This window comes from Serratia ureilytica (assembly GCF_017309605.1).
Lineage (GTDB): Bacteria > Pseudomonadota > Gammaproteobacteria > Enterobacterales > Enterobacteriaceae > Serratia > Serratia ureilytica.
Genome location: NZ_CP071320.1, coordinates 408,413 through 421,346 on the forward strand (window position 1 = coordinate 408,413; position 12,934 = coordinate 421,346).

The 12,934-nt window shown below is 63.1% G+C and carries 11 protein-coding genes; 7 read left to right on the plus strand and 4 right to left on the minus strand.

Annotated elements, in window-relative coordinates; all coding sequences use genetic code 11:
* The first annotated feature begins 128 nt into the window (after positions 1 to 128).
* From J0X03_RS24295 to malM, 4 genes are all read left to right on the plus strand, one after another.
* On the plus strand, positions 129 to 1,100 hold the full coding sequence (locus J0X03_RS24295; protein ID WP_160204657.1) for an alpha-amylase family glycosyl hydrolase: 972 nt from the start codon (positions 129 to 131) through the stop codon (positions 1,098 to 1,100).
* Entirely contained in the window at positions 1,093 to 2,202 is a 1,110-nt protein-coding gene (malK, locus tag J0X03_RS01930) for a maltose/maltodextrin ABC transporter ATP-binding protein MalK (RefSeq protein WP_016930284.1), read from the plus strand. The genes J0X03_RS24295 and malK overlap by 8 nt, the downstream gene beginning before the upstream one ends.
* Positions 2,203 to 2,234: 32 nt before the next feature.
* Positions 2,235 to 3,524 (plus strand): maltoporin, encoded by a 1,290-nt coding sequence (locus tag J0X03_RS01935; protein WP_025304461.1) that lies wholly within the window; start codon positions 2,235 to 2,237, stop codon positions 3,522 to 3,524.
* A 97-nt stretch (positions 3,525 to 3,621) separates the two neighbouring features.
* The gene (malM, locus tag J0X03_RS01940) at positions 3,622 to 4,527 is read left to right on the plus strand and encodes a maltose operon protein MalM (RefSeq protein ID WP_033644398.1); all 906 of its coding nucleotides are present in this window, start codon (positions 3,622 to 3,624) and stop codon (positions 4,525 to 4,527) included.
* Positions 4,528 to 4,582: 55 nt separating this feature from the next.
* On the opposite strand, the gene J0X03_RS01945 is transcribed toward malM, so the two are convergent.
* Genes J0X03_RS01945 through J0X03_RS01955 form a run of 3 tightly spaced genes read right to left on the minus strand, consistent with a single transcriptional unit; the run spans position 4,583 to position 7,996 of the window.
* A complete protein-coding gene (locus J0X03_RS01945) occupies positions 4,583 to 5,566 on the minus strand; it encodes a nucleoside hydrolase (RefSeq protein WP_089195236.1) in 984 nt (327 codons plus the stop codon).
* Positions 5,567 to 5,587: 21 nt separating this feature from the next.
* Positions 5,588 to 6,589, minus strand: coding sequence for a LacI family DNA-binding transcriptional regulator (locus J0X03_RS01950; protein ID WP_033644401.1), 1,002 nt, complete (start codon positions 6,587 to 6,589; stop codon positions 5,588 to 5,590).
* 24 nt (positions 6,590 to 6,613) lie between these two features.
* Positions 6,614 to 7,996: an MFS transporter gene (locus tag J0X03_RS01955; protein ID WP_160204656.1), complete on the minus strand. Its 1,383-nt coding sequence runs from the start codon at positions 7,994 to 7,996 to the stop codon at positions 6,614 to 6,616.
* 392 nt (positions 7,997 to 8,388) lie between these two features.
* On the opposite strand from J0X03_RS01955, the gene ubiC reads away from it, so the two are divergent.
* The gene (gene ubiC / locus J0X03_RS01960; RefSeq protein ID WP_033651214.1) at positions 8,389 to 8,904 is read left to right on the plus strand and encodes a chorismate lyase; all 516 of its coding nucleotides are present in this window, start codon (positions 8,389 to 8,391) and stop codon (positions 8,902 to 8,904) included.
* Between the two features lie 17 nt (positions 8,905 to 8,921).
* A complete protein-coding gene (gene ubiA, locus J0X03_RS01965) occupies positions 8,922 to 9,794 on the plus strand; it encodes a 4-hydroxybenzoate octaprenyltransferase (RefSeq protein WP_025304455.1) in 873 nt (290 codons plus the stop codon).
* Between the two features lie 66 nt (positions 9,795 to 9,860).
* On the opposite strand, the gene plsB is transcribed toward ubiA, so the two are convergent.
* Positions 9,861 to 12,326 carry a glycerol-3-phosphate 1-O-acyltransferase PlsB gene (gene plsB, locus J0X03_RS01970; RefSeq protein WP_033644405.1) on the minus strand — a complete coding sequence of 822 codons (2,466 nt, stop codon included), beginning with the start codon at positions 12,324 to 12,326 and terminating at the stop codon, positions 9,861 to 9,863.
* Between the two features lie 148 nt (positions 12,327 to 12,474).
* On the opposite strand from plsB, the gene J0X03_RS01975 reads away from it, so the two are divergent.
* The gene (locus J0X03_RS01975) at positions 12,475 to 12,843 is read left to right on the plus strand and encodes a diacylglycerol kinase (protein WP_015379225.1); all 369 of its coding nucleotides are present in this window, start codon (positions 12,475 to 12,477) and stop codon (positions 12,841 to 12,843) included.
* The last annotated feature ends 91 nt before the right edge of the window (positions 12,844 to 12,934 follow it).

Below are 12,934 nucleotides of genomic sequence, written 5' to 3' on the forward strand. Positions count from 1 at the left end.
GTCGTTCTCTCATCCTCCCGTCTCCTCCCCCATGAAAAATCCTGTTACGGATGATTACCCTTTCCGGCGACTCCCGCACTATCGGCCCATTGATTTTTAACGCCACGCGCAGCAGGGATACCGGATTTATGTCGTCAATGCCTATCGCCACTCAGCCCACCCTGTACCGGATCCATCCGGCCAGTTTCCGTGACGGAAACGGGGACGGCGTGGGCGACGCGTACGGCATGCTGGCGGCGCTGCCGTACCTGAAAGCGCTGTCGATCGACGGTCTGTTGCTGCCGCAGACGCTGGCGCCGGAGGCCGAAACGGCGGTGACGGGCGAAGGGCTGACGCTGTGGTACGCCGACGAAGCCCATCGCGTTCGTCATGCCGCCGACGTGCAGCGGTTCGTCCACGGCGCGCTGGCGCTCGACGTGATGCCGTTCAGCGCGGAAAAGCTGGTGGCGGTGCTGCACGCCCGCCGCGCCACGTTGGCGGACAGCCTGTGGAGCACCGGCGACGCCGATCAGCCTCGGGTGGTCAGCCGCTGGGGGCAGGGCGACCTGCGTTCCGCCGCCGCCTTTTTGACGCTGCTGGCGATGTTGCCGGCGCCGATCTGCCTGTACCAGGGCGAGGAGTTGGGGCTGCCGCACGCCGCCGGCCTGCAGGATCCGCGCGGCGCGCAAACGCCGATGCCGTGGCATGAAGCCCCCGAACAGGTCACCGCCGGGGAGATCAGCTGGTATCAGCAGGTGGCGATCGAACACCGCGCGTTGGCCATCAGTCGCCAACAGCACGACAGCCACTCCACCTTGCGTTACTGCCAGACGCTGCTGGCCCTGCGCCGTTCGCCGCTTTTCCAGCGCGGCGAGCTGAGCGCGGTCAGCCAGCGCGATGGCGTGGTGCGCTTACTTATTACCCATCAGGATCAATGCCTTGAAGCGCTGATAAACCTGCAGCCTTATACTCAGGCGGCCGCGCCGTCTGAGGCGACCTTGCCGTTGGCATGGCAGCACGGCGCGCAGCAAGAGGGTCATCAATGGGTTTTGGCGGGCTTTGCCTCCGCCATTTTCACACGACATGTTAACTGCGAAAGCAGGGGAGTAACGCATGGCTAGCGTGACACTGCGCAGCGTTTATAAGGCCTTCGGTGAGGCCGTGATTTCCAAAGACGTCAATCTGACCATCGAAGACGGCGAGTTTGTGGTGTTTGTCGGGCCGTCGGGCTGCGGCAAATCGACGCTGCTGCGCATGATCGCCGGGCTGGAGGACATCACCTCCGGCGACCTGCTGATCGGCGAGAAACGCATGAATGAAGTGCCGCCTTCCGAGCGCGGCATCGGCATGGTGTTCCAGTCTTACGCGCTGTATCCGCACCTGTCGGTGGCGGACAACATGTCGTTCGGCCTGAAGCTGGCCGGCGCCAAGAAAGCGGAAATCAATCAACGGGTGAACCAGGTTTCCGAGGTGCTGCAGTTGGCGCACCTGCTCGATCGGCGGCCGAAGGCGCTGTCCGGCGGGCAGCGTCAGCGCGTGGCGATCGGCCGCACGCTGGTGGCCGAGCCGGACGTGTTCCTACTCGACGAGCCGCTGTCCAACCTCGACGCCGCGCTGCGGGTGCAGATGCGCATTGAGATCTCCCGTCTGCACAAGCGCCTGCAGCGCACCATGATTTACGTCACCCATGATCAGGTCGAAGCGATGACGCTGGCCGACAAGATCGTGGTGCTCGACGCCGGTCGCGTGGCGCAGGTCGGCAAGCCGCTGGAGCTGTATCACTACCCGGCCAACCGCTTCGTCGCCGGGTTTATCGGCTCACCGAAGATGAACTTCCTGCCGGTCAAGGTCACCGCGGCGGAGCCGCGACAGGTGCAGGTCGAACTGCCCAACCGCCAGCTGGTCTGGCTGCCGGTGGAAGGCGCGGGCGTCCAACCCGGCGCCAACCTGTCATTGGGCATTCGCCCTGAACATCTGCTGCCCGGCGAAGCCTCTGAAGTGCGGCTTACCGGCGACGTGCAGGTGGTGGAGCAGCTCGGCAACGAGACGCAAATCCATATCCAAATCCCGGCCATCCGTCAAAACCTGGTGTACCGCCAGAATGACGTGGTGCTGGTAGAAGAAGGTGCCACATTCGCCATCGGCCTGCCGCCTCACCGCTGCCACCTGTTCCGTGAAGACGGTACGGCATGTAAACGGCTGCACCAGGAGCCGGGCGTTTAAAGCATCAAAGTCGGTATAACAGGAGAATAATGATGACTACTCTGCGCAAACTTCCTCTGGCACTGGCTGTCGCCGCCGGTGTTCTCTCTACTCAGGCGCTGGCCGTGGATTTCCACGGTTACGCCCGTTCCGGCATCGGTTGGACCGGCAGCGGCGGTGAGCAACAGTGCTTCAAGGCCACCGGCGCCGCGAGCAAATACCGTCTCGGCAACGAGTGCGAAACCTACGCCGAACTGAAACTGGGGCAGGAAGTGTGGAAAGAGGGCGACAAGAGCTTCTATTTCGACACCAACCTGGCCTACTCGGTCTCGCAGCGTTCTGACTGGGAAGACGTGACCCCGGGCTTCCGCGAAGTGAACGTGCAGGGTAAAAACCTGATCGAGTGGCTGCCGGGCTCCACGCTGTGGGCCGGTAAGCGTTTCTATCAGCGTCATGACGTTCACATGATCGACTTCTACTACTGGGATATCTCCGGCCCGGGCGCCGGTCTGGAAAACATCGATCTGGGCTTCGGCAAGCTGTCCGCCGCCGTGACCCGCAACTCGGAATCCGGCGGCTCTTACGGCTACCTGGATAACGAATGGAAACAGCGTCCGACCGTCAACGATACCTTCGACGTGCGCTTGGCCGGGCTGGAGCTGAACCCGGGCGGCACCCTGGAGCTGGGCGTGGACTACGGCCGAGCCAATGCGCAGGATAACTACCGCCTGGCCGACGGCGCCAGCAAAGACGGCTGGATGTTCACCGCCGAACACACGCAAAGCATCCTGAACGGTTACAACAAATTCGTGCTGCAGTACGCCACCGACTCGATGACCTCGCAGAACAACGGCCGCAACGAAGGCGCCACCATCGATAACAACGGCAAGATGATCCGCGTGCTGGATCACGGCGCCATCGACTTCAACGATCAGTGGGCGCTGATGTACGTCGCCATGTTCCAGGACATTGACCGCGACAACAACAACGGCACCACCTGGTACACCGTGGGCGTGCGCCCGATGTACAAATGGACGCCGATCATGAGCACCCTGCTGGAAGCCGGCTACGACAACGTCAAATCTCAGCGCACCGGCGATCGCAACGGCCAGTATAAAGTGACCCTGGCGCAGCAATGGCAGGCGGGCAACAGCATTTGGTCGCGTCCGGCCATCCGCCTGTTCGCCACCTACGCCAAGTGGGACGAGAAGTGGGGCTACGCCACCGGCGATGACACCGGGTATAACGCCGGCACCGCTTACAACGACACCAGCATGCATACCTTCAGCCGCGGCAAGGATGACGAAGTCACCTTCGGCGCCCAGATGGAAATTTGGTGGTAACGACAGGACGGGGAGGGCCGCCGGCTCTCCCCCAACCGCATTCGCCGTGGCCCGATCTCTTGCCTGATCCGCCGCGGTGCTGAAAGAGGATATAACGATGAAAAAGAATCTGCTGTCACTCTGCCTGTCGCTGGCGCTGACCGTCGGCGCGCCTTTGGCGGCCAACGCCGATACGCCGGCCAACGTTTCCGTCGCCCCGGCCATCAGCGCCGCCACGCTGCAAAGCCTGCCGTGGCAGCCGCTGCAACCGCCGGTGTCGCAAGAAGTGAAGCTCGACGCCGTTAGCCCGCAGCTCAATCAGGGCGACATTCAGGGGGCGATCGCCGCCTATACGCTGCCGGCCGATCGCGGTTCGCTGGAAGTGACGCTGAGCAGCCTCGCCAAGAACAATTCGCTGTACGCGCCGAGCGTGCTGGTGCTGGACGAGCATCTACGCCCGGCGGCGTATTACCCGAGCAGCTATTTCCCTTACCAGCCGCCGGGGGCGATGTCCTCCGATCGCCTCGAAGGCACGTTGAAACTGACGCCGGCGCTCGGTCAAAAACAGATTTACCTGCTGGTGTACACCACCCGTCAGGATTTGGCGAAAACCACGCAGCTGACTAACCCGGCCAAGGCCTACGCACAGGGCGTGGGCAACGCAGTGCCGGATATCCCGGATCCGATCGCCGGCCACGCGACGACCGGCACGCTGAAGCTCAAGGTGACCGCGGAACAGGGCACCGGCAACGTGATGATCGGCATGCTGCAGCCTGCGCCGACCGTGGCGCCGGTGGTGGTGGGATCAACCGCACCGGCCACCGTGGCGGCGCCTGCACCGACGCCGGAGAAACCGGCGGAGCCGATGCTCAACGATACCGAAAGCTACTTCAATAACGGCATCAAGCAGGCGGTGAAGGCGGGCGATATCGACAAGGCGCTGAAACTGATGAATGAGGCCGAGAAACTGGGCTCGACCACTGCGCGTAAAACGTTTATCAGCAGCGTAAAAGGCAAGGGGTAACACCCGACGCTGCCGATGCTGGCTCGATGATTGGTGCGCCTTGGCGCACCTTTTTTCATCCGCGGGCCAGCGTTGCGCCGATCAATGCCAGCAGACGGGCGTTATCGACCTGCTGCATGATGCGCACCGGCTTGCCCTGCGGCGGCGGCATGCCGACCGTCAGGCGCAGGCTGTCCGGCCGCCAACGGCGTGAGCTGCCGCGCGTCAGCGCCCCTTCCAGCGCCACATCCACATGGAACATTTCGGTCGTGACCAGCTGCGGTGCCAGCAGCCAGGCGATCACCAGCGCATCATGGATCCAGCAGCCCGGCAGGCGCCGCGTATGGCGCGAATAATCGATCCACGGCTGCGTGGTGGCGCGCAAATAGCGGCACAGCGGCGTATCCGGCTGCGTCAGTGCGGCCAGATCCGCCTGGGTCAGCATGGTCTGGGTGGTGACGTCCAGCGGCGCCAGCGTGATAGCGGCACCGCTGTTCAGCACCAGCCGCGCGGCTTCCGGATCCAGGCCGAAATTGGTGTCCTTGATGTATCCCTCGACGTTGAACACGCCGCCCATGATCACGATCTCTTTCACCGCCTGCGCCATCTGCGGGTACAGCTGCATGGCGTGCGCAACGTTGGTCAGCGGGCCGATCGCCGCCAGCGTTATCTCGCCGGGATGGCGGCAGATCAGCTCGCCGATGGCGATGGCGGCGTCCGGTGCGGGCGCGTTGGCGAGTGAGGGCGCAGGCAAGTCGCGCCACAGCGCCGCCAGCTTGGGATCGGCGATCGGCCTGTCCAGATGCGCGCGCCATGGCTCCGGCGGCTCGCTCAGGGCGCGCGCCGCGCCGAGGGCGACCGGCACCTGGTAGCCGCTTTGCGCCAGCAGCTCGCTGGCGACGGCGAAGCCCACTTCGCGCGGGGTATTGCCGGCCACGATGCTGATCAGTTCCAGCTGCAGTTGCGGTTTGGCCGCCAGCGCCAGGGCCAGCGCCAGGCCGTCGTCGACGTTGGCACCGGGAACGCCGTTGCCGGGATCGCAATCAATGATCAAACGCATAGAAGGTGTCCTGAAAAACCGCTAACAGCCGCACGAGCGGCGGATGCGCAGTTGAAAAGCGAATTCATGCAGCTCGGCGGGCGCGGCGCCGGCGGCCAGCATGGCGATGGCCCGCTTGGCCATGGCGTCGATAGGCTGCTCGACCGCGCTGAGCGGCGGCACGCTGAATTCGGATTGCTGCGTGCCGTTAAAACAGATCAGCGCCAGATCGTCCGGCGCGCGCAACCCATGCTCCGCCAGCGCCGACAGGCAGCCGAGCGCCTGCTGCTCGTTGGAGGTGAAAACGGCGCGCGGGCGCGGGCCTTGCACCATGCGCTGGGTGGCCTGGTAGCCGCCCTGGCGGGTGTAAGGCGCCTCGAAAATCCACTCGTCGCGCGGCGCAATGCCCGCCTCCAGCAGCGCATCGCGCCAACCGTTCAGGCGATCCTGCGCGTTGAGCATGGTTAGCGGACCGATAAAAATGCCGATGTCGCGATAGCCGTGCTGCAGCAGATGGCGGGTCGCCTGGCAGGCGGCGTCGCGCTCGTCGACGCGGATGGCGCAGACGCCGGCCTGGCTGTCGATAGTGTCTATCATCACGCAGGGCGTGCCGGAGGCGCGGATCAGCTCGAACCACGGATGGCGATCGACGCTGGTGTACAGCAGGCCGTCGACCTGGCGACGCAGCAGGTTATTGATCAGCTCATACTCGCGCTGCCGGTCATCGCCGGCGTCGCCCAGCAGCAGCACGCGGCCGCGGCTGAAGGCCTCCTGCTGCAGCGCCCGCGCCAGCGTGGCGAAGAACGGGTTGGAAATATCCGGCACCACCAGCCCGTAGGTTTGCGTGCTGCCGGAGGCCAATGCCCGCGCGATGTCGTTCGGCCGGTAGCCGGTCTGCTCGATCGCCGCCAGCACGCGCAGCCGGGTGGCTTCCGCCACCGGGCGCGGGCCGTTGTTGATCACATAGCTGACCACGGCGACGGAGGTGCCCGCTACGCGGGCCACGTCGGCGCGGGTAACGCGTCGCGCGGAGTGATTATCCAAATTGAGGTCCTGTTCGCCTTCTCGCTACGCGGCATCCTGCGGCAGGTTGAGATCGCGGCCGCGGGTTTCGGGAGCAAAGAAGGTGGTGATTAAGCCGATGGCCGCCATTACAACAAAATAGCAGGCGACAGGCCACCAGTGACCGAAACCGGACAGCAGCGCGGTGGCGATCAGCGGCGCGGTGCCGCCCGAGAGGATCGAACCGAGCTCTTTGGCGAACGCCATCTTGGAGTAGCGATTCTTCACGCCGAACAGTTCGACGCCGTAGGCCGCCTGAACGCCGAAGATCCCCAGCGACGCGATGCACATGCCGACCACGATCACCGAGATGACGATAGCCGGTTCACGGCTGTCGAGCAGCCAGAACGCCGGGAAGGCGTACAGCACCAGCAGCAGGCAGAACCAGCGGTAGGTGATGCGGCGGCCGAAGCGATCGGACAGCCAGCCGGCCAGCGGGATCACCAGAAAACCGCACAGCGAGGCGATCAACACCGCCAGCGCCGGCACCGATTTATCGACCATCAGCACCTTGGCGACGTAGCCGACGATAAAGCCCTGGCACAGGTAGGAAGGGCCGTTTTCGCCGATGCGCAGGCCGAGCATCACCCAGAACGCTTTGGTACGTTGCAGGTAGCTGCGCGTATCCGGCGCGGCCTGGGCGGCGTCCAGCATGCGCTGGTGGTTTTGCTGCAGCTCGCGTTCGAACACCGGCGTTTCCCGCACGTGACGGCGCAGGTACAGCGCCACCCCGGCGATCAGAATGCTGGCGAGGAACGGAATGCGCCAGCCCCAGCTCATCAGATCTTCCTTGTCCAGCTGCAGCACCAGCAGCCATACCAGCGACGCCAGCAGGGTGCCGCTGTTGGAGCCGATGGCGATGATCGACGCCACCAGCCCGCGCCGCTTGGCCGGCGCGTATTCCGCCAGCATCACCGCGCCGCCGGACAGCTCCGCACCGGCGCCGAACCCCTGCGCGAAGCGCAGGATCACCAGGCAGGCGGGCGCCCAGACGCCGATTTGCGCATAGGACGGGATCAGGCCGATCAGCGTGGTGGAGAGGCCCATCAGCGCCACGGTGGTGATCAGCACCACGCGGCGGCCTTTGCGGTCGCCGATCCAGCCGAACACCAGCGCGCCGATCGGCCGCGCGACGAAGCCGACGGAGTAGGTGGCGAAACTGGCCAGCAGCGCCACCAGCGGCGTGGCTTCCGGGAAGAACACGTCGCCGAACACCATGCCGGCCGCCAGGCCGTACAGCGCGAAGTCGACGTATTCCATGGCGGTGCCGAGCCAGCAGGAGAAGGTGGCGCGCCAAAATTGGCTGCGCCCCTCTTTGGTCGCCAGGCGTTCATCGGCCACCAGCGCGGCGTCGGCGGTCTGTGAAGGGGCAAGCGTTGTTTCGCTCATGGCAGTGCTATCCTCTTTTGTTCTGCGCCTGGAGGGGCGCGGTTAAAGATGGTTTCCCTGGTGCCGGCAACAAAGGTGTGCCGACAAATCATGTCGGACGCATGGCGATTCAACGCTGCTGTATCAGGGTATCTACGCGCGTAGATAACACAACGCGAGGAAGCTGAAACTTTGCGGGCGATCACAGAATCGTCAGCGCGCCGGGAAATGAAGATAGAGAATGCGGATGGCAAAAAGATGACAGAACCCCGGTTTTTCCGGCCGATAGGCCTGCCGTTTTCGCCACGAATCAGCCTGCCGCTTTCGCATTTCTGCGCTACAATGGGGGCCTGTTAACAGTTTGTATCGTCTGGCGCGCCGTACCGGCTGCGGTTCAGGCGAGGAGTAAAGCAATGTCTGGCATCAGGGATTCCATCCTGCCGCCGCTGGAGTGGTTATCCGAACAGGATCCTCCGGCGCCCGCCGCCGTCAGCGACTGGCTGATGGAGTTAGGCTCCATGACCCGCCGATTTGAACGCCATTGCGCCCAGGTGCGCGTTGAACCGCAGCGCGAATGCTTCGTCACGCGCGAGGCGCTGGGCGACGAGGCGAACCACCTGCCCGACAGCCCGCGCTACTGGCTGCGCGAAGTGGTGCTGCTGGGCGACGACCAGCCCTGGCTGCTGGGGCGCACGGTGATCCCGGAACATACGCTGACCGGCCCCGATCAGGCGTTGGTGGATCTGGGGACGCTGCCGCTCGGGCGCTATCTGTTCAGCAGCGGCGATCTGACCCGCGACTATATCCATATCGGCCGGCAGGACGCGCTGTGGGCGCGTCGTTCACGGCTGCGGCTGGCGGGCAAGCCGCTGCTGCTGACCGAACTGTTTTTACCGGCTTCGCCGCTGTATTCAGCGGTTCCCGCATAAGAGAGGAGAGCAAGACGTTGGAGGGAAGCGTGACTCAAAGTAAATGGCGGGCTTACAGCCATTTGATGCGCATTGATAAACCGATCGGCACGCTGTTGCTGCTATGGCCGACGCTGTGGGCGCTGTGGCTGGCCGGGAAAGGCGTGCCGCCGCTGTCGATTCTGGTGGTGTTCGTGCTCGGCGTGTTCCTGATGCGCGCCGCCGGCTGCGTGGTGAATGATTACGCCGATCGCGCGGTGGACGGCTACGTAAAGCGCACCGCCGGGCGGCCGATGCCGAGCGGCCGGGTGAGCGCGAAAGAGGCCAAGGTGCTGTTCGTGGTGCTGGTGCTGATCTCGTTCTGCCTGGTGTTGACGCTGAATGCGATGACCATCTGGCTGTCGCTGGCGGCGCTGGCGCTGGCCTGGGTGTATCCTTTTATGAAGCGGGTGACCAACCTGCCGCAGTTCGTGCTGGGCGCCGCGTTCGGCTGGGGCATTCCGATGGGCTATGCGGCGGTCAGCGAATCGCTGCCGCTCAGCTGCTGGCTGCTGCTGCTGGCGAACATCTGCTGGACGGTGGCCTACGACACGCTGTATGCGATGGTCGATCGCGACGATGATCTGAAAATAGGCATCAAGTCCACCGCTATCCTGTTCGGGCGTTATGACAAGCTGATCGTCGGGCTGTTGCAGTTCGCAACGCTGCTGCTGCTGGTGTGGGTCGGTTATCTGGCGCAGCTCGGCGGCGCGTTTTACTGGTCGCTGTTGCTGGCGGGCGCGCTGTTCATTCACCAGCAGAAGCAGATTGCCGGGCGCGAGCGCGAGGCCTGTTTCAAGGCCTTCCTGCAGAACAATTATGTCGGGCTGGTGGTGTTTATCGGCATCGCGCTCAGCTATCTGCCGGCGTAGCGGTTTCCTGCAGCAAGAAAAAAGGCACCCCTCGGGGTGCCTTTTTTGTTTTCGCGCCGGGCGAAATCACTCGTCTTTCTCTTCTTGCGCATCGGTTTGCGGCAGAGCGTTGGTCTCTTCCGGCATGTTGACGCTTTCGATAGTCAGCTTGATTTCCGGCGTGATCAGATCGCTCAGCATGTTGTACACCTCGAGGGTGTGCTCGCGGATCGCATCGCCGCTGTCGTTGATGTAGCCTTCTTCGCGCAGCGTCGCCACCAGGGTGGAGAACACCGCCTTGTCGAAGAATTCCGGCGCGTTGATGCCGTGCAGCACCGACAGACGCTGCGCCATGATGCGGCTCTCTTTCTCCAGCGCGCCGCGGTTGATGCTCGGGTTGGCGCTGAGGATCGACATAGTGATGGCGTAGCGTTGCAGGGTTTCGCGCACCCCGGCGGCCAGCAGCTGCAGCGGGCGAATGCGCGCCGGGTTCAGCACCAGCTCGTCGCCTTTGTCGCAGATCAGCTGTTGGCGGATCAGCTCGTCGATCATCGGCCGCAGCACGTCCGGCAGCTGCTCCTTGTCGTTATGCAGGAACAGCTCGGCTTTCAGCATCGGGTAAATCATGCCAATCTGGCGCAGCAGTTCGGCGCGCGATACCCGGCGATGATGCATGACGATGCTGGCGATCAGCGACGGCAACACCAGCAGGTGGTGGATGTTGTTGCGGTAATAGGTCATCAGCACCGCCTGCTCGCGCGGCAGAATGATGATGTCGCCGATGTTGTCCTTTTCCACCTCGAACTTGTTCATGTTCAGCGCGTGATCCAGCAGCTCGTCCGGCGTCTGCGTCGGTACGGTGACGTCATGCGCGTAAGGCGCGTTGCGCATCAGCTGCAGGTAGCACTCGAGCTGCTCGAGCAATTGTTCGCGGGTCAGCGAACGCTGGCGCGAGGCCAGCAGCGCGGTGGAACACAGGTTCATGGCGTTGGCCGCGGCGGCATTGTTAATGCGCACCATGATCTGGCCGGCGAGATCGTTGACCGTCGGCGTCAACCAGCTTGGGCGCTGAGCTTCGATCGGATCGATCGACTCGCGCCACTGCGGCACGTGCTGGTTGAGGTAAGCGGTCAACGGCAGCGGTTCGCCGAAGTTGACGTAACCCTGGCCCAGATTGCGCAGTTTGCGCAGGCCGCGCAGCATCTGCAACAGGCTCTCTTTTTCCTTGGTGGCGCCGCGCAGCTCTTTGGCGTAGGTGCCCACTTCCATCACATGCTCGTAGCCGATGTAGATCGGCACCAGCGTGATCGGACGGGCGCCGCCGCGCAGCATCGCCTGGATGGTCATCGACAGGGTGCCGGTTTTCGGTTCCAGCAGACGCCCGGTGCGGGAGCGGCCGCCTTCCACGAAGTATTCCACCGAGTAACCGCGGGTGAACAGCTCGCCGAGGTATTCGCGGAACACCGTCGAGTAAAGCTTGTTGCCCTTGAAGGTGCGGCGGATGAAGAACGCGCCCAGGCGACGGAAGATCGGGCCGGCCGGCCAGAAGTTGAGGTTGATGCCCGCGGCGATGTGCGGCGGCACCAGGCCCTGGTGATACAGCACGTAGGACAGCAGCAGATAGTCCATGTGGCTGCGGTGGCAGGGCACGTAGACGATCTCGTGGCCGTCCTGCGCCAGCTGGCGCACGCGCTCGGCGTTGGTGACGTTGATGCCCTGATACAGCCGGTTCCAGGTCCAGCTCAGCACGCGATCGGACAGACGCACGGTTTCGTAGGAGAAGTCGGCGGCGATCTCTTCCATCAACGCGATGGCGTTCTGCTGGGCCTTCTCGTGAGAGATCTTTTTGCTGCGCGCTTCGTCCTCGACCGCTTTTTCGATCGCTTTGGACGCCAACAGCTTGTTGAACAGATCCTGACGGGCCGGCAGGCTTGGGCCTACAGCGGCCAGGCGCTGACGCGAGAAGTGCATGCGCGCCACGCGCGCCAGTTTCTGCGCGATGGTTTTATCCGTGCCGTGTTCGGTGGCCATGCGGCGCAGCGAAACGGTGTTGGAGAAGCGCACGAAGCTGTCGCGGCCGAGCCACAGCACGGCGAAGAATTTTTGCACGCCGTTCAACAGACGCAGGTGCGGCGTGCCGTGGCCTTCGCGGCCCGGCGAGCGGCCGAACATGACCGAAACCGGCAGCATTTGAATGTCGAGATCCGGATTGCTGCGATGCAGATCCAGGTAGTCGTGGAACAGCTTTACCGACTCTTCTTTCGGGGTGTAGTAGCGGAACACGCGCGGGCCGTCGTGAATGAACACGTAGCTCGGCAGCACGGTGCCGTCGATCTCCAGCGCGTTGAGCGGATCGGGCAGATCCTGCGCCAGGCACTGGGTGCGCAGCGTCAGCAAATCCGCCTTGGAATTGTAAGGTAAAACATACAAAATCGGCCGTGAGGGATCCAACCCTAGCTCGGTAACCGGATCTGAAGGGATGACCTTACTTCTTACCAACAATTTAAGTGGTAAATTCAATATTTTATAATAAATTTTACGCCAACCTGACATAACAACGTGAAGCCTCTTGTTAGCAATGCGCCGCAAGCATACCAGAAACCGGGTAGCAGATCTGTGGTGTTCGAAAACCGAGAGCCGTCAGCGCGGACTGTTCTAGACTCTTTTTATTATGACCGACCTCTGAGAAAGGCACGAAAACATGGCAAACCAAGCAACCGGATTGACCCGCATCATCAAGGCCGCCGGCTATTCTTATAAAGGGCTTTCCGCCGCCTGGCAACACGAGGCGGCGTTCCGCCAGGAACTGGTGGTGACCCTCCTGGCTATCATACTGGCTGTCTGGCTGGACGTGGGTGCGATAGCGCGCATTTTATTGATCGGATCGGTGGCGCTGGTGATGATCGTCGAGATCCTGAACAGCGCGATCGAAGCGGTGGTGGATCGCATCGGCAGCGAACACCATGAGCTGTCCGGGCGGGCCAAGGACATGGGATCGGCGGCGGTGTCGCTGGCGATCGTACTCGCGCTGTTCGTTTGGGGCACGGTCTTGTGGCAGCATTTTGGCTGACGCAAAGCGCCTACTGACTGATTTTTATTTATTCTTCGGTTCCCAATCCGCGCTTACCTGTATATACTCACAGCAAGACTGTATAAACAAA